Raw genomic sequence first — 18,079 nt, 5'->3', positions numbered from 1 at the left:
ATTACGATTGAAAAATTCTCATCTTTTTAGAGGCCGTTATACCGGCAGGGGTTAAGGAGAAGGAGATGAAATTCCTCTGGGATGGGAAATTTTATGCCCTGACGTTTAGGAAATAAATGATTAAAACCGGACTTTGTTTCCGGTTTTTCTACGTTATTGAGGACATTGATTGTCAGGTGCAATTACCCTAGCAATAGTGGTCTGATTTGTGAATAAACTGTACAAATCGTCCACCTTTTCTAAATGACAAAAAGGTTAATAAATGTTAAAAAAATCTACTTTTGTATATAGCCATTTTATTGATAGTATGATAAAATGTAGATGTAATGTATCTATAAATGTTCGCTTTTTAAAAAGTGGGCACTGACAAGATGGGGAAGCTCAGTTAGTATACAATTACATTGTACATTTAAAACTGAATATTGTGAGAAAGGAAAATTGCATGAACAAAAGGATTAGAGCATTGCTCCACCTTATTATTCTTTTTTTAGGAGTAATTCTGCCATCTTTGGCGCCACTGACTCAGGTGCAAGCAGCTGAGATTGGTAATGCTATCACGGAGATGAGTCTGAAGAATTCTTCAGGTGGTGATTTGACGCAGGGGGTTGATATTTGGGAAACTTTTCGAGTTTACGCAAAGTTTGTCTTGCCGGATAACCAAGTACATCAAGGTGATACGACAACAATCGCCTTGCCTTCTGAGTATGCTTTTGGGAACTCTTCAGCTATTGAACTTAAGGACAGCTCGGATAACGTTGTGGCAAATGGATTTTTGGATTCAACCAACAAGACCATTACTTTGACCTATACAAATTATGTTGAGCAAAAGTCTGGTGTCCAAGGAGAATTCTTCTTCTATGCACGAGTTGACCATGATGTTGTGAGACAAGAAGGTGACTTGAATGGTGGATTTACCGTAGGAGGTCGGATGTTGTATCCGGGAATCGTCCATTATAATGGACCGCCCAAAAGATATGACTCAAAAATTGAAAAGAGCTCTTATCAGGCAGCAGAAGACGGTAAGAATGAAGTTCATTATAATATTGCGATTAACCGCAATATGGAGCATTATACCGATGTAACGATAACTGACAAGATTACCTCGCCTAATTTTAAAATCATGAGGGACTCAATTCGGGTCTATAAAATTGCTTGGCGCTGGAATAATGGAGATTGGGTGCGGGATTCAACAGAAGACGTGACAGCTAATTTCCAATCAAAGATCACGGAAAATGCTGCTGGTGATGGATTCACGATTGACCTTGGCGACATGGATGGTTTCGGGTATTTGCTGGACTATAAGACAAAAGCAGATTACGATCTTGTTGATGGTGAGCGTGTTTCCAATAGTGCTACCATGACCTATAATGGTGGTCAAACAACGACATCAGCTGAAAATCGCTCTTATCAGATTGCTGGCGGTGTTGGAGAAGGCTATGTTTTCACCATTAAGCTCCATAAGGTGAATGAAAATGGTGAGAATCTGCAAGGTGCTGAATTTGAAGTTGTTCGTGATCGGAGCGGTGCAGTTGTCGGAAAATTAACCACAGATTCTAACGGGAATGCCAACTTGGGTGACTTGTTGCGTGATGATTATACCATCCGTGAAGTGACTCCTCCTACAGGATATGATAAATTAACTGAGGAAATTAAGATTGGTTCCCAGGATTTTGGAACAGACAAATCTGTATCGCGCGAGATCGTCAATAAGAAGACGGTAACCGAGCAGGATGTGACTTTCAAAAAAGTAGATCCAAATGGGAAAGAAATTCCTGGTGCGCAACTGAAAATCTATAAAGGTGATCATGTTGATCAGGAAGAAGCTCCTGTTGCAGACTGGACTTCTGAGGCTGACACTTCTAAAGTAATAAAATTGTCTCCAGGAACCTATACACTGACTGAAGCTAACGCTCCTACTGGTTATCAATATGTAGAAGATATCACATTTACTGTCGGTGCTAATGGTACTGTTACTCTTGTGAAGAAAGGAGCAGAAGATACCGTTCAAGCGGCGGGTTCAATTCTGACGATTACCGACAAGGAGGACAATAGTCCTAAAGCCATTACCTTCAGCAAGGTTAACCTAGGCGGTACTGAAATTGCTGGTGCTCAAATTAAGATTTTCAAAGGCAACAATGCTCAAGGTCAAGCTCTTGAAAGCTGGACATCCGAAACTAATCAGTCTAAAGAAATCAATTTGGAGCCTGGTACTTACACCTTCCATGAGGAAGCCGCGCCAACTGGTTATCTCAAAGTAACTGACATCACTTTCCAAGTCAAACATGACGGTACGGTGGAAGTGACTAATGTCGGAGAAAAAGACTCCAAAGGTGAAAACAACAAGGTTGTGACTGACGGAGCAACTTTGAAGGTAACAGACAAGGATGACGACTCAGAACGTGATGTGACTATCAAAAAAGTAGATCCAAACGGGAAGGAGATTCCTGGTGCGGAACTGAAACTCTACAAAGGCAGTCGGGTTCGTCCTGAAGCTAAGCCTCTTGCAGAGTGGACATCCGAAGCCAACGTATCTAAGGTCGTAAAATTAGCTCCAGGAACTTATTCTCTGAAAGAAGGCCTTGCTCCAGCTGGTTTTGTAGCTGTAGAAGATATTAAATTCACAGTTCATTCCGATGGTACCATTACAGTTGATGCTAAAGGAGCAACAGATTCTGTTGAAGCAAATGGCTTGGTTCTTACTGTAACCGATAAAGTGGACAATAGTCTGAAAGCCATTACTTTCAGTAAGGTCAACCTTGGCGGAACTGAAATCGCAGGTGCGGAAATCAAGATCTACAAGGGCGACAAGGCAAAAGGCCAAGCAGTTGAAAGCTGGACATCCGAAGCTGGTAAGTCTAAGGAAATCAACTTGACTCCAGGTACCTATACCTTCCATGAGGAATCAGCCCCAACCGGTTACCTCAAAGTGACCGATATCACTTTCCAAGTCAAAACAGACGGTACAGTGGAAGTGACAAGCGCCGGTGAGAAAGACTCTAAGGGTGAAGAGAACAAAATCGTGACCGATGGTTCTAAAGTGACCGTAACGGATAAAGATGATGATCTCCCGCGTAAGGTGACTTTCAGTAAGGTCAGCCTTGGTGGCGAGGAAATTGCTGGTGCAGAAATCAAGATTTACAAGGGCGACAAGGCAGAAGGCCAAGCAGTTGAAAGCTGGACATCTGAAGCTAACAAGTCTAAGGACATTAACTTAGCACCGGGCACTTATACTTTCCATGAGGAAGCAGCCCCAACCGGTTACCTCAAAGTAACGGACATCACATTCCAAGTCAAGCATGACGGCACAGTAGAAGTGACAAATGTTGGCGAGAAGGACGCTAAGGGCGAAGCTAACACCGTTGCGACCAATGGTTCAACTGTTACGGTGACTGACAAAGATGACGACCTCCCGCGTAAGGTGACTTTCAGTAAGGTCAACCTTGGCGGTACAGAAATCGCAGGAGCTCAGATCAAGATCTACAAGGGCGACAAGGCAGAAGGCACTCCAGTCGAAAGCTGGACATCCGAAGCTGGTAAGTCTAAGGACATCAACTTAGCACCTGGTACTTACACTTTCCATGAAGAAGCGGCTCCAACGGGTTACCTCAAAGTGACCGACATCATATTCCAAGTCAAGCATGACGGCACAGTGGAAGTGACAAACGTTGGCGAGAAAGACGCTAAGGGTGAAGAGAACAAGGTCATAACTAACGGCTCAACTGTTACAGTAACCGATAAGGATGATGATCTTCCACGTAAGGTGACCTTCAGTAAGGTAAACCTTGGCGGTACTGAGATTGCCGGTGCAGAGATTAAAATCTACAAAGGCGATAAGGCAGAAGGAAATGCAGTAGAAAGCTGGACATCTGAAGCTAACAAGTCTAAGGACATTAACTTAGCACCTGGCACTTATACTTTCCATGAAGAAGCAGCTCCAACCGGTTACCTCAAAGTAACGGACATCACATTCCAAGTCAAGCATGACGGTACAGTGGAAGTGACAAACGTTGGTGAGAAAGACGCTAAGGGTGAATCTAACACCGTTGCGACCAATGGTGGAACTCTGGCTATTACTGATAAGGATGACGATCTTCCACATAAGATTACCTTCAGTAAAGTCAACCTAGGTGGAACTGAAATCGCAGGTGCAGAGATCAAGATCTACAAGGGCGATAAAGCAGAAGGTCAAGCAGTCGAAAGCTGGACATCCGAAGCTGGCAAGTCTAAGGACATCAACTTGGCACCTGGCACTTATACTTTCCATGAGGAAGCAGCTCCAACCGGTTACCTCAAAGTGACCGACATCACATTCCAAGTCAAGCATGACGGCACAGTAGAAGTGACAAATGTTGGCGAGAAGGACGCTAAGGGCGAAGCTAACACCGTTGCGACCAATGGTGGAACTCTGACTATTACTGACAAAGATGATGACCTCCCGCGTAAGATTACCTTCAGTAAGGTCAACCTCGGCGGTACTGAGATTGCCGGTGCAGAGATTAAAATCTACAAGGGCGAGAAAGCTGAAGGCCAAGCAGTCGAAAGCTGGACATCTGAAGCTGGTAAGTCTAAGGACATCAACTTAGCACCTGGTACTTATACCTTCCATGAGGAAGCCGCCCCAACCGGTTACCTCAAAGTGACTGACATCACATTCCAAGTCAAACATGACGGCACAGTGGAAGTGACAAATGTTGGCGAAAAAGACTCTAAGGGTGAAGAAAACAAGGTCGTAACAAATGGTTCAACTGTTACAGTAACGGACAAAGACGATGATCTTCCACGTAAGGTGACCTTCAGTAAGGTCAGCCTTGGTGGAGAAGAAATCGCGGGAGCTCAGATCAAGATCTTCAAAGGCGATAAGGCAGAAGGAGATGCAGTCGAAATCTGGACATCCGAAGCTGGTAAGTCTAAAGACTTGAACTTGGCACCAGGCACTTATACCTTCCATGAGGAAGCCGCTCCAACCGGCTATCTTAAAGTTACTGACATTACTTTTCAAGTCAAACATGACGGCACAGTGGAAGTGATCAATGTTGGCGAGAAGGACGCTAAGGGTGAAGAGAACAAGGTCGTAACCTCTGGTTCCAAAGTGACTGTAACCGACAAAGACGATGATCTTCCACGTAAGGTGACCTTCAGTAAGGTCAACCTCGGCGGTACTGAAATCGCCGGTGCTCAGATTAAAATCTACAAGGGCGAGAAAGCTGAAGGCCAAGCAGTCGAAAGCTGGACATCCGAAGCTAACCAGTCTAAGGACATCAACTTAGCATCGGGCACTTATACTTTCCATGAGGAAGCAGCCCCAACGGGTTACCTCAAAGTAACCGACATCACACTCCAAGTCAAACATGATGGCACAGTGGAAGTGACAAACGTTGGCGAGAAAGATGCTAAGGGCGAAGAGAACAAGGTCGTAACTAATGGCTCAACTGTTACAGTAACCGATAAGGATGATGATCTCCCGCGTAAGGTGACCTTCAGTAAGGTCAACCTCGGCGGTACTGAGATTGCCGGTGCAGAGATTCAAATTTTCCAAGGCAAAGAGGCAACTGGTAATCCTGTAGCGAAATGGACTTCAGAAGCAAATACATCGCATGAGCTTGGATTAGCTCCTGGAGTATATACCTTCCATGAAGCTGCAGCCCCAACCGGTTACCTAGCTGTTACTGACATTGTGTTCCAAGTGAATCTCGATGGCACAGTAACAGTTGTTAATGCCAATGGAAATACAGTTGAATACAAGGATGGGAAGTTAGTCGTAACTGACCAAACAAAACCGACTGGTCCAGACAAAGATCCGTCTAAAGAAACAGGTGATCCAGATCCGAAAAAATCAAATCAAGATAAACCTGGAGATAAGGGGAACTCGAAGAAAGTTCTGCCTTTCACAGGTACAGAAATCAGCTTTACGCTACTTGCTATAGGCTTGATTATTATAGTTGGTTGTGGGGTTTATTTCGGAATCCGTTTCAAAAAATAAAACAGAAAGCAAGTGTCAATAAAATTTGACGCTTGTTTTTTTGTGTAAGTGACCATCCTTTTCTTACCGGATACCTGATGGTTAATACCACTTACTGAAAAAACCTTGTTTTTGCCTCTGAATCTTCTATAATAGTTGTCAAAGAAGAAAGGAGATTTTTACTATGTCTAAACAAATTATAGACTCGATTCAATTGCGTCACGGTGCCAAATTAACCAACCGTTTGGTGCTGTCCCCTATGTATACTTTCAGTGGCTTAGAAGGAGGATTTGTGTCTGATGATACTTTGCGATACTATGGAGCACGCTCTCAGGCAGCAAGTCTTTTGATTACTGAATTTCATTATGTTAGTCCATCAGGAGGGCCTTGTTACCAGACAGGTTACCCAGTTCAATTAGGTATTTACTCTGATGACCACATCGAAGGGGAGAGGAAATTAGCTGCTGCCCTTCAAAAAGATGGCAATAAAGCGATTTTGCAGCTTCATCATGGTGGGATAGCAGCTTCCGGCCGTGCTTTGAAGGGTGAGGAAGTATTGGCTCCAAGCGCCTTAGATTTTTCTTTCTTGCCATATCCGGTGAGAGAATTGACCGATGAAGAAATCCTTGAAATTATCAAGGATTTTGGTCGGGCAGTCAAACGTGCAGTTCAAGCTGGTTTTTCAGGAGTGGAAATCCATGGTGCCAACCACTATCTGCTGCAGCAATTCTTTTCTAGCACTTCCAATGTTCGTCAGGACAGATGGGGCGGAACTTTGGAAAAACGTATGGCCTTTCCTTTGGCGGTAGTCGAGGAAGTGAAGCGTGCTGCAGCCAAGTATGCACCAGAAGATTTTATTATTGGCTATCGGATTAGCCCAGATGAAATCCATGAAGATCAAGTGGGCTATACTTATGAAGAAGCCAAGCTTTTGGTCAAGGAGTTGGTCAAGCACGAACTAGACTACATCCATTTGTCGCTTTTGGCTGGCTATAATTCAAAACCTGCGGGATCAGACAAGAGCTATGCAGATCATTTTAAGGAAGTGATGGATGAGCAAACCAAACTGATTACAATCGGTGGTGTCTTTAGTCAGGAAGATGCAGAAGCTGCTATTGAGGATACGGCTACGGATTTAGTTGCAATCGGGCGTGGTACCCTGATTGACCCGCTGTTTGGCTATAAAGTACAGACGGGACGAGGAGCAGAAATTGTCCATGAGATTAGCCCTGAGCAGTTGAAAAACTCTCAATTGACACCGGGCTTGCTTGAAGTGTTCAGCCGTAAGGATTCTGGCGGGCTGCCTCCTCTACCTGGTCATGACAGTATTATCCACCTTCATACTGGTAAATTTGGGGATGAGGGGCAATAAGAATAGCCTGCTCAAGATAGTATTGACAGAAGTCTGAACCTCCTCTGGAAAGAAAACTTCTATATCTTTAAATTTAGGAAATATATCATGAAAACCGGAAACAAATTCCGGTTTTTTTATTCGCTTGATGAAAGAAGCCGATATACATCGTTGAATTTAGGACTATTGACGCAGTTTAAGGAGAATCGAAAACTATTTTTTCTAAGTGACAAAAATGTAAGTTTACAGGCTAAAATGAAAGGTTATCTTATGGCAGCTAGCCTGGGAATTCGGTATCCTATAAGTGTAAAGAAAAAGAAGATAACTATCTTCCAAACTAAAAATCAGATTTCAAGAAGGAGGCCCGCTATGAAAATCAATCTTTTTAACCATCGTCAAAGTAAACCTAAAGCTCAAAAGATTTCCAAGGAAGAAATCGAGAAGACTCGCCTAGGCTGCGCTTCCAGTCAATATTATTTCTGGCTACAGTACAGTCACTGAGAGATTCCATTATTCAAGGATAAGAGAAAGGTCAGTTGACTTTTCTCTTTATCCGACTTGGAGCACAAGATGACAAAAATGTAAGATTGGCAGGCAAAATGAAAGATTAGGTTATGGAAACTTGTCTGTCTTTCCGGTATGATAGTAGTATCAAGTTAAATAAAGAAGAGGTTCGAGTATGACATTATTAGACGTACAGCATGTGAAAAAAATTTATAAAACCCGCTTTCAGGGCAGCCAAGTGGAGGCACTGAAGGACATTCACTTTACGGTAGAAAAGGGCGAATATGTCGCCATCATGGGGGAGTCAGGCTCCGGTAAATCCACTCTGCTCAACATCCTAGCCATGTTGGACAAGCCGACTGAGGGCCGCGTCTTTCTCAACGGAACTGACACAGCAACCATCAAAAACAGCCAAGCTTCTAGCTTCCGACGAGAGAAATTAGGATTTGTCTTTCAGGATTTCAATCTGCTGGATACCCTGTCGGTCAAGGATAATATTCTCCTGCCTCTGGTCCTCTCTCGCCGCCCCATTACCGAGATGATGCAAAAGCTGGTTACGACCTGCAACGAGCTGGGAATTAACAAACTCCAAGAGAAGTTTCCTTATGAGATTTCCGGGGGTCAAAAGCAACGGGTAGCAGTGGCTCGGGCCATCATCACAGACCCTGAGATTTTGCTAGCGGATGAGCCGACGGGAGCCTTGGATTCCAAGTCTTCGGCGGCGTTGCTGGATGTCTTTGACGACATCAATGCCCGCGGTCAAACTATTCTCATGGTAACCCACTCAACAGCAGCGGCTAGCCGGGCCAAGCGTGTGCTCTTTATCAAGGATGGGATTCTCTACAATCAAATCTTCCGCGGTGACAAGACCGAGCGGCAGATGTTCCAAGAGATTTCCGATACTCTGACAGTTATGGCAAGTGAGGTGAAGGACTAGTGTTTCGATTAGCAGCAAAATTGGCGGTATCCAATCTGATTAAGAACCGCCGTCTCTATTATCCTTTTGCACTGGCTACCTGTGTGGCTGTAGCCATTTCTTATATTTTCAACTCCTTGGCTTTTAATCCCAATCTATCCAAAATGACAGGGGCCAGCTCTGTTATCCTTGTTTTGGTCCTAGGGGTTGTTATTGTGAACATCACAGCTGGAATTATTGTCTTTTATGCCAATCAATTTGTCATGAAGAATCGCTCCAAGGAGCTAGGACTTTACGGTATGTTGGGGCTCAATAAGCGTCATCTCTTTGTTATGACCTTTATTGAGCTACTAATCTTCGGGCTAGTGGCTGTAAGCTTGGGGCTGACTATTGGTGTTCTCTTTGACCAGCTGATTTATGCCTTTCTGCTCAAGCTCATGGGTACCAAGGTGGTTTTGGTTTCAACATTTCAACCTTTTGTAATGGTATTGATTATCATTTTCTATGCTTTTGTATTTTTCTGCTTGCTGATTAAAAACGGCTTTTACTTAAGAAAGTTTGATGCTCTGCAATTAGTCAAAGAAAAAAATAGCGGGGAGAAAAAGAGTCGCTTTTTACTCTTGCAAACTATTATTGGTATGTCTTCTCTCGCTTTTGGCTATTATCTTGCTTTAGGTGTATCTAATCCGATGGCAGCCATTATCATTTTCTTCGTGGCCGTACTTTTTGTTATTCTAGGGACTTATCTACTTTTCAATGCAGGAACGACTGTTTTCTTACAATTTTTGAAAAAGAGAAAGACGTTTTATTATCAGCCAGATAACATGATTTCGGTATCTAATCTAATTTTTCGAATGAAGAAAAATGCAATTGGTTTAGCGACGATTTCTATTTTGTCGACAATGGTTCTGGTTACCTTATCTGGTGGAGCCAACATTTATGCTGGTGGTGATTATATGCAGAATGCCATGTTCCCGCATGATTTCAGTATCCAAGGAAAAGAAGTAACAGGTGAGGTGCTGGACCAAGCTTTGACAGAGTTTGTTCAAGAGCAGCAGCTTCAGATTAGTAAAAAAGTTATTTACCAGTATTATACAATAGGAGTTAGCGGTCGAACTGGTAATCAGCTAGATATTTATTCTAAGGGACAGAAATCATTCACTCCAAATCTTTATATTTTGGCCATTTCTGAGAGTGATTATCAAGGAATGACGGGTCAAAGTCTTCAGCTTAAAGATGATGAAATAGCCATATTTGAGCAAGGACTGGAATTAGACAGCAAAAAAGATTTACAGCTAGCTGATAAAAATTTAAAAATCAAGAAAAAATTAAAAGAAGATTTCGTTTTCGGTAATATACCCGATCCGATGAATATGATAGTGCCTGAAAAAATCTATATGGTAGCTAAAAATCCGAGTCAAATCTTTTCTTCATTGATGAACGATTACGCTGTCAATGTTAACTATTATGGAGGATTAAATCTTAAGCTTCCAAAAGAAGAACAGAGAAAACTCAAAGAAGTATACCAAGAAAAGCTAAGCAGTTTTAATACCACCTTACCTGAAAATCAAGCTATTTATGGTTCGGTGACTGCCTTTGATAAGCAAGAAATAAAAGGAATGCTAGGTGGTATGTTCTTTATTGGAATTTTCCTATCAATCGTTTTTATGCTTGGAACTGTTCTTATCATCTACTACAAGCAGATTTCTGAAGGCTATGAAGATCGAGAAGGCTTTGTTATTTTACAAAAGGTTGGATTGGACGAAAAACAAATTAAGAAAACGATTCGTAGGCAGATTCTGATAGTCTTCTTCCTACCCCTAATCTTTGCCTTTCTTCATTTGGCTTTTGCCTATCACATGCTGAGCTTGATTTTATCTGCTTTAGGGGTGCTGAATGCCACACTTATGTTAGTGGTGACTCTGGGTGTCTGCGCTCTGTTTATTGCAGTATATGTCGGTGTCTTTCTCATCACATCTCGCAGCTATCGCAAAATTGTGGCTATGTGATAGCAGAGACAGGCTCTATATATCTTTCATCTATTTTAAAGACCTAGGCTGAGATTTTTCTCAGCCTTTCTTTTCGGTATTTTTCTGAGAAGGATTCCTAAAAGGGAGGAAATATGATAAAATAGGGCGTTAATGCAATTAGGAGAGTAAAAATAGATGAATATTTTTAGAAAAAAAGATGCCAGCAAGGATAGAACGGGCATGCGCCGTCATTTGAAAATTCCTGATTTAATTTTGCTTGGTATTGGAGCAATGGTAGGAACTGGGATTTTTACCATCACTGGGACCGGAGCAGCCAAATATGCTGGGCCTGCTCTGACCGTTTCGATTGTCATTTCAGCTCTTTGTGTGAGTATTTCAGCTCTTTTTTATGCTGAGTTTGCTTCACGGATTCCGGCCAATGGCGGAGCCTATAGTTATATTTATGCGGTTCTGGGAGAATTTCCCGCTTGGCTGGCTGGTTGGCTGACCATCATGGAGTTCATGACAGCTATCTCAGGTGTTGCCTCTGGCTGGGGCTCTTATCTGAAGGGCTTGCTGAGCGGCTTTGGTATCCAGCTGCCGGCAGCTCTGAATGGCACCTTCAATCCTAAAGAAGGTACTTATGTGGATTTGCTGCCTATTCTGGTCTTGGTCTTTGTTACAGGGGTTGTCCTTTTGAACTCAAAGGCAGCCCTGCGCTTCAACTCAGCCTTGGTGGTCTTGAAATTCTCAGCCTTGGCACTCTTTATCATTGCAGGATTTTTCTTCATCAAACCAGAAAATTGGTCTAACTTTGCACCTTTTGGCTTTGGAGAAATTTATGGCGGCAAGGTCGGTATCATGGCCGGGGCCTCACTCATGTTCTTTGCCTTTCTGGGCTTTGAGTCCATTTCCATGGCGGTTGATGAAATCAAGGAGCCCCAAAAGAACGTTCCGCGTGGGATTGTCTTATCCTTGAGCATTGTGACTATTCTCTATATTTTGGTGACCTTGGTCTTGACTGGGATTGTCCACTATAGCAAGCTAGATGTCTCAGATGCGGTGGCCTTTGCCCTGCGCAGCGTCGGACTTGGCTGGGCAGCTAACTATATCTCTGTCGTCGCTATTTTGACACTGATTACAGTCTGCATCTCCATGACCTACGCCCTGTCGCGGATGATTTACAGTATTGCGCGTGATGGTCTTTTGCCTCGCTCTTTCAAGAAATTGACAGAGACTAGTCGGGTGCCAAAGAATGCAACGATTTTAGTAGGGATCGCCTCAGCTGTCTGTGCTGGTATCTTCCCCTTGGCTAGCATCGCCTCTTTCCTCAATATCTGCACCTTGGCCTATCTGATTTTATTGGCACTCGCTGTCTTGAAATTGCGGAAAGACAAAGGAATGCCCAAAGCTGGAGAATTCAAAACACCTCTGGTGCCTCTGACGCCAATCTTGTCCATTGTCATCTGTCTATCCTTTATGACTCAGTACACCAAGGAAACCTGGCAGGCCTTTGGAATTGCCCTAGCGCTGGGAAGTCTCATTTACGCCTTCTATGGCTATAGGAACTCAGAAATATCTGTAAAAGAGAAGTAGGGATAGAGTATTGCTATTAAAAAGAAAGTAGAAGGAGAAAAGAATGAAGAACCTTAACCTAACCCAAAAGAAGAAAATCTGCCTCTTTGCCCTTGCTTTTATAGCCCTAATTTTACTGGCGATTGTGATTAATATTCAGCTGAACCAGCCCGAAGATATGCATGCTGAGTATGTTCGGCTTTGGAAGACAACTTGGCATGAGAAAAATAAAGACTGGCTCTATCCACTGAAAAATATCTGTCTTGTTATTCTGGCAGTTCTAGCTGGGTCTGGTTTGATGATTGCATTCTCTAAGAGTGAGAAATGGAAATAAGCTTCTGTAGATTAAAATAATCTTACAAAAATGTAAGATTGACGATGATAAATGTAAGGTAGAGACATGGAAAACGTGTCTCTATTTTGCTATAATCAGCTCAGAAATCCTCACAAGAAAGGTTGTGCAATTATGAAAAAAGTCCTTTTAGGTTGCTTGGGAACAGTATTGGTTTTGCTTGCTCTTTTAATGGGTTTTCTGGCCTACTTTGGTCCAGACTATGGCATTTTTCTTTTCCCACCTAGTCCGCAGGACTACGCTCGCTCGGTTGTGAAAAAACTTGATTTCGGTCTTTATACTGACAAAGACTGGGAGAATGAGAAGAAGAAAGCCTTGGAGAAGCTTGAATCAGCTAAGACTTATCAAGATACCTATCCTGTTTTGGAAGAATTAACCAAAAAGGCTGGCGGGAAGCATTCTTATTTTTTAAGTCCACAGGATAATCCCGAAAATTGGTCGGAAAGCAAAAACCACCCTGAAGTGCAGAATCGAGAGGGAGTTCTCTATTTAAAAGTTCCTGCTTTCACAGGTGATGCACAGGCAGCGAAAGCTTATGCCAAGAAACTTTCAGCAGCTCTTAAAAAGGATGACTATCAGGCGGTTCTTGTGGATTTGAGAGACAATACCGGCGGGAATATGTATCCGATGATTGCGGGCCTGTCCTCTCTTTTGCCTGATGAAGACCTCTTCCAATTTGTTTATAAAAATGGAAGCAAGAGCGCGATTTCTCGGTCAGATATTCTTAAGCAGCTTGGTCTGGAGCAGACTGATGAGAAAGCAAAGAAAGTGCCAATAGCTGTCCTTACCAATGGGAAGACAGGTAGCTCAGGAGAGATGACTGTTTTAGCTTTTAAGGGACTGGAAAATGTTAAAATATTTGGTCAGCCAACGGCAAGCTATACTACGGGAAATAATTATTATCAACTATATGATGGAGCGGTTTTGCTCTTGACTACCTCGAGTATCCTAGATCGCACGGGCAAGCTTTATGAGAATGAGGCCATTCAGCCCGATGTCCTAACAGACCAGCCTTTAGAAGAGGCGGAGTCTTGGTTGAAGGGACAGATGGGAGAATAGTTCATTGAAAGCAGTCAAAAAGACTGCTTTTCTGCTATAATAAAGAGAAGAACGAGGTGACAGATGATTCGTAAAGTAAAACTAAGAGATGCCGCAGCCATTCAGCGGCTTAATGCTGAGTGCTTGGGCTATGACTTCGATAGGGAAGCGACGGAGGCTCAACTGAAGAGGCTGCTAGAGAATGACCAGCATTTGATTTTGGTAGCTGAAGAAGGCGGTCAGGTCATAGGTTATGCCCATGCGGCTAGTTACGACTGTCTCTATTTCCCGTCCTTGCTCAATCTCTTGGCTTTGGCCGTCGCTCAGGATTTTCAAGGGCAGGGACATGGCAGAGCGCTGATGCAAGCTTTGCGCGAAGAGGCAAAAGCCGCAGGCTACACAGGGATTCGGATTAATTCAGGTATTTCCCGCTCCGCAGCCCATGAATTTTATCGCAGTCTTGGTTGCAGCGAAAAATCAGACCAAAAACGCTTTTATTGGGAATTTTAGAGAAAGGAGGAGTAGATGATGATTGAACCACTAACCCAGCAGCATGCTTTGGAAATTGCTAATGACTGGCATTACGATGCACCTTATGATTTTTATGATATGAAAAATGACTTGGAAGATTATGAAGAAATGGTTTCTCCTGAAGCGCGTTATTTCTCAATCATAAGCAAGCCATACACATCTCTAAATATCAAATACACTAAAGAGTAGTGAAAGGAAACAAAATGACCTATAAACAAGATTATCTGGATGATATTCTGATCCGTATTGCCTACCATTCTAGCGGGATTGAGGGCAACACTATATCTCTTCCTGAAACCGTCAGTATCATCTTGGAAAGCACCTTGCCAGGAAAGCACAAGAGTATCAGAGAGTTCTATGAGATAGAGAACCACAAACAGGCTTTTTCTTTGTTGCTGGATAGCTTAGCTAATAACGCCCCCTTGACTGTGGGGCTGGTGCAAGATTTCCATGCGCTATTGACAGACCGCCTGCAGCACGATAGAGGGCAGTTTAAAACTGTTCAAAATGCCATCATAGGAGCTGAGTTTAAGACGGCATCGCCAGACGAAACGCCTTTCTTAATGTCTCAATGGGCTGACAATACAGCTTATAGACTAGATGCGGCAAAGAGTGAGCATGAGATAGTAGAGATACTGGCTGATACTCATATCCAGTTCGAGCGTATTCATCCGTTTAGTGATGGGAATGGACGCACTGGCCGCTTGGTTCTTATGTACTTAGCTATGAAGTACCTAGATGCTCCAATCATCATCAGCAAGGATGATAGGGCGGAGTATATGGAGCTTTTAGCTGCTCAAAACATCCAAGGACTGGCTAACTTATTGCAGCAGTCACTAGATGACGAAAAGGAGAGGATGAGCCAGTTTTAGTAATGAACTATTTTTGCTATAAAAAATTTTAAAAGCAATCATCAATGGAGTCATGATACAAGATGAGTAGCTGAAATTCGCTGGTGGAGTTTAAAACAAAAAAACAATGTTCGCAAAGTTTGGCTACTATGAGTGTGAAAAAATCATTTAAGATAGCGACAATATCCGTACAATCGTAGATGTAGAAGGTTAAATGAAAAGAGGCCGTTTCGTACTACGAAAAAGCTATAAATGGTCTATGAGTCCACAAAAAGGTGAACAAATTTAAAAACCACCTCATTTCAGAGGTTTACAAACCTTATCAAATCAAGGTTTATAGACGATAAAGGAGAAAACCATGACATTTGAAGAAATTTTACCAGGCCTTAAGGCCAAGAAAAAATATGTGCGTACAGGCTGGGGTGGGGCAGAAAACTACGTCCAGCTCTTTGATACGATTGAGCAGAATGGGGTGGCTCTTGAAGTGACACCTTATTTCCTCATCAATGTTTCAGGCGAAGGTGAGGGCTTCTCCATGTGGAGTCCGACTCCTTGTGATGTCCTCGCGACAGATTGGGTGGAAGTGAATGACTAAGACAGTACTGGTGACGGGAGCTAGCTCTGGCATCGGCCGAGCTCAGGCTCTGACCTTTTTGGAAAATGGCTACCGGGTTTATGGGGTGGACAAGGATGAAAATCCTGGCTTTCTCAATGAACTTCGTTTTGTCAAGATGGATTTGACAGGGGATTTGACACCGCTCTTTACTAGCTTACCTGAGGTGGACATTCTCTGCAATACAGCAGGTATCTTGGATGACTATCGTCCCCTGCACGAGACCAGCGACGAGGACTGGGAGCAGATTTTTGCGCTCAATCTGACCGCTACCATGAAAATCACTCGCTTTTACCTGCAGAAAATGCTGGAGAAAAAGTCCGGTATCATCATTAATATGTGCTCGATTGCTAGCTTTCTGGCTGGCGGTGGCGGTGCTGCCTATACAGCCTCTAAGCATGCTCTGGCTGGCCTGACCAAGCAGATAGCCTTAGACTATGCGGATAAAAATATCCAAGTATTTGGCCTGGCGCCAGGCGCAGTCAAGACAGCCATGACTGCCACCGACTTTGAGCCAGGCGGACTGGCAGACTGGGTTGCTGAGGAAACGCCGATCAGGCGTTGGCTGGATCCTCAGGAAGTGGCAGACGTCAGCCTCTTTCTAGCTAGTGGTAAGGCAGCTGCTATGCAGGGTGAAATTATCAAAATCGACGGCGGCTGGAGTTTGAAGTAAGGAAATAAAATGTTTAAATGGCAAAAACGCAAGAAGATTTATCTGTTTTGTCTAGCCCTGCTATTTCTTATCTGGTTAAACAATACAAGCCTCTTTTCTAATAAAGATGGGAAGGAATATAAAATCCTAGCCCATCGAGGGCTTGCGCAGACCTTTGATGAGTCTAAAGCGGACTGGGACAGCAATACGGCAGCCATGATTGACCCTCCTACACATCCCTATCTTGAGAACACCATTTCTTCAATGCAGGCGGCTTTTGACCTAGGAGCAGATGCAGTGGAGTTTGATGTAAAATTGTCCAAAGACAAGCAACTGGCAGTTTTTCATGATGCAACTTTGGAATTCAAAACTGGCATTGAGGGAGAAATTCAGGACTACACGATGGCTGAACTCAAAAAGATGGATATTGGCTACGGTTATACGGCTGATGGCGGAAAAACCTATCCTTTTAGAGGAAAAGGAGTCGGTCAGATGCCCACAATAGATGAGGTTTTTGAGTCCTTTCCCGACAAGGAGTTTGTGATTGAGGTCAAAGACGGGAAATTAGAAACCTATAAAGTCTTGTGGGAGAAACTAAAAACGCTCTCGCCCGAAAGGCTAAATAAACTCAGTGTTTGCGGGGCAAGCGAGGAAGGCGTTCAGTGGTTGCGCAGTCAAAGCAGCAGCCTCAAGCTCTTGTCCAAAAATCGCATGCTTAATGCTCTTATCCAATATGAATTATTGGGCTTTACGGGCTATATCCCTGAGGAAATGAAAAATGCAGAGCTGCGCATTCCTTTGAAATATGCCAAATTCTTATGGGGTTGGCCAAACAAATTTATGGAAAGAATGGAAGCTGTCAATACACGGGTTGAGCTAACAGCTGGCGGCAGCGATTTATCAGAAGGTTTCGATCATATCCATAGTCTAAAAGATATCCCAGAGGGCTTTGACGGCTATATCTGGACGAATAAAATCAATGAACTGCATCTGAAAGAAGGTAAAGAATGAAAGCAAAGGATACTTTTTTCCAATCCTGGACCAAAAATATGGTACTTTACGGTTTGGATGTTGGCCTAGGGCAGTACTTCATGAATGCGCCTGAGACATCCTGCCTTTACCAACTAGGAAATTTCATCTTTCCGGCTGGTCAGGTGGATCCGGATTTGTGGCAGGAATTTAGCAAAAAATATAGTTTAGCTGACAAGGTCATTATCTCCGAGGAGCGCAGTTGGCAAGAGTTTCTGGATAGTCAGAGTGAGCTGCAGCAGTTTACTCGCTATGCTTTTGCGGACAAGGTTGCCTTTGACACAGAGGCTTTGGAGAAATGGCAGCGTAGGCTACCTGCAAACTACTACCTTTGTCCGATTGATAGGGAGAGTTATGAGCGTTTGGCTGAGGAAGCCTGGTCTCAGGATTTGCAGGGTGATTTTTCCGATTTTGACCATTTTCAAGCGGCGGGTGGCTTTGGTTTTTTATTCTATTCAGGAGAGGAAATCATCGCTGGCGTATCAACAGGATTAGTCTATCATGGAGCTCTTGAGATTGAAATTGCTACCAAGCCAGCCTACCAAAGACAGGGCTTGGCCAAAATCTTGGGTGCCCAGATGATTTTAGAAGCTCAAAAACGCTCACTCTTTCCTCTATGGGATGCGCACAATGAAGCCTCCAAGAAGGTCGCAGAAAGCTTGGGCTATCAGTACCTAGGAGCTTATCCGGCTTATGAATGGAAAGGGACTTTTGACCAATGAAGAAAAACCAAACCTA

14 protein-coding genes and 2 pseudogenes are annotated in these 18,079 nt (G+C 43.3%); all 16 read left to right on the top strand.

From position 1 onward, the window contains the following. Positions 1 to 26: 26 nt before the first annotated feature. Positions 27 to 116: pseudogene (locus HMPREF9389_RS12040) on the top strand (SAM-dependent methyltransferase); the annotation flags it as partial. 326 nt (positions 117 to 442) lie between these two features. Beyond that, positions 443 to 5,980, top strand: coding sequence for a SpaA isopeptide-forming pilin-related protein (locus HMPREF9389_RS00750; RefSeq protein WP_002931241.1), 5,538 nt, complete (start codon positions 443 to 445; stop codon positions 5,978 to 5,980). A 163-nt stretch (positions 5,981 to 6,143) separates the two neighbouring features. Further along, positions 6,144 to 7,331 carry an NADH-dependent flavin oxidoreductase gene (locus HMPREF9389_RS00755; protein WP_002931240.1) on the top strand — a complete coding sequence of 396 codons (1,188 nt, stop codon included), beginning with the start codon at positions 6,144 to 6,146 and terminating at the stop codon, positions 7,329 to 7,331. 348 nt (positions 7,332 to 7,679) lie between these two features. Beyond that, positions 7,680 to 7,811 carry a hypothetical protein gene (locus tag HMPREF9389_RS12320; RefSeq protein WP_009659231.1) on the top strand — a complete coding sequence of 44 codons (132 nt, stop codon included), beginning with the start codon at positions 7,680 to 7,682 and terminating at the stop codon, positions 7,809 to 7,811. A gap of 178 nt (positions 7,812 to 7,989) precedes the next feature. Beyond that, positions 7,990 to 8,751 carry an ABC transporter ATP-binding protein gene (locus HMPREF9389_RS00765; protein WP_002894797.1) on the top strand — a complete coding sequence of 254 codons (762 nt, stop codon included), beginning with the start codon at positions 7,990 to 7,992 and terminating at the stop codon, positions 8,749 to 8,751. Then, positions 8,751 to 10,739, top strand: a complete 1,989-nt coding sequence (locus tag HMPREF9389_RS00770; RefSeq protein WP_002931238.1) for an ABC transporter permease — start codon at positions 8,751 to 8,753, stop codon at positions 10,737 to 10,739. The genes HMPREF9389_RS00765 and HMPREF9389_RS00770 overlap by 1 nt, the downstream gene beginning before the upstream one ends. 156 nt (positions 10,740 to 10,895) lie before the next feature. Then, positions 10,896 to 12,296: an amino acid permease gene (locus tag HMPREF9389_RS00775; RefSeq protein WP_002931235.1), complete on the top strand. Its 1,401-nt coding sequence runs from the start codon at positions 10,896 to 10,898 to the stop codon at positions 12,294 to 12,296. Between the two features lie 43 nt (positions 12,297 to 12,339). Beyond that, positions 12,340 to 12,609, top strand: coding sequence for a hypothetical protein (locus HMPREF9389_RS00780; protein ID WP_002931234.1), 270 nt, complete (start codon positions 12,340 to 12,342; stop codon positions 12,607 to 12,609). Between the two features lie 66 nt (positions 12,610 to 12,675). Further along, positions 12,676 to 13,686, top strand: coding sequence for a S41 family peptidase (locus tag HMPREF9389_RS00785; RefSeq protein ID WP_002931233.1), 1,011 nt, complete (start codon positions 12,676 to 12,678; stop codon positions 13,684 to 13,686). Between the two features lie 63 nt (positions 13,687 to 13,749). Then, positions 13,750 to 14,175 (top strand): GNAT family N-acetyltransferase, encoded by a 426-nt coding sequence (locus tag HMPREF9389_RS00790; protein WP_002931232.1) that lies wholly within the window; start codon positions 13,750 to 13,752, stop codon positions 14,173 to 14,175. 15 nt (positions 14,176 to 14,190) lie between these two features. After that, positions 14,191 to 14,340: pseudogene (locus HMPREF9389_RS00795) on the top strand (N-acetyltransferase); the annotation flags it as partial. A gap of 59 nt (positions 14,341 to 14,399) precedes the next feature. Then, positions 14,400 to 15,068 (top strand): Fic family protein, encoded by a 669-nt coding sequence (locus HMPREF9389_RS00800; protein WP_032906641.1) that lies wholly within the window; start codon positions 14,400 to 14,402, stop codon positions 15,066 to 15,068. Between the two features lie 337 nt (positions 15,069 to 15,405). Beyond that, positions 15,406 to 15,642: a DUF2829 domain-containing protein gene (locus HMPREF9389_RS00805; protein WP_000141914.1), complete on the top strand. Its 237-nt coding sequence runs from the start codon at positions 15,406 to 15,408 to the stop codon at positions 15,640 to 15,642. After that, positions 15,635 to 16,333, top strand: coding sequence for a 3-oxoacyl-ACP reductase (locus tag HMPREF9389_RS00810; RefSeq protein ID WP_002931229.1), 699 nt, complete (start codon positions 15,635 to 15,637; stop codon positions 16,331 to 16,333). The genes HMPREF9389_RS00805 and HMPREF9389_RS00810 overlap by 8 nt, the downstream gene beginning before the upstream one ends. A 9-nt stretch (positions 16,334 to 16,342) precedes the next feature. Continuing rightward, the gene (locus HMPREF9389_RS00815) at positions 16,343 to 17,323 is read left to right on the top strand and encodes a glycerophosphodiester phosphodiesterase family protein (RefSeq protein WP_002931228.1); all 981 of its coding nucleotides are present in this window, start codon (positions 16,343 to 16,345) and stop codon (positions 17,321 to 17,323) included. Further along, positions 17,320 to 18,063 carry a GNAT family N-acetyltransferase gene (locus HMPREF9389_RS00820; protein ID WP_002931217.1) on the top strand — a complete coding sequence of 248 codons (744 nt, stop codon included), beginning with the start codon at positions 17,320 to 17,322 and terminating at the stop codon, positions 18,061 to 18,063. Before HMPREF9389_RS00815 ends, HMPREF9389_RS00820 begins: the two co-directional genes overlap by 4 nt. The last annotated feature ends 16 nt before the right edge of the window (positions 18,064 to 18,079 follow it).

The sequence above is a fragment of the Streptococcus sanguinis SK355 genome, assembly GCF_000212855.1.
GTDB classification, from domain to species: Bacteria; Bacillota; Bacilli; order Lactobacillales; family Streptococcaceae; genus Streptococcus; species Streptococcus sanguinis_A.
This window is presented reverse-complemented; position numbering and strand designations above follow the sequence as displayed.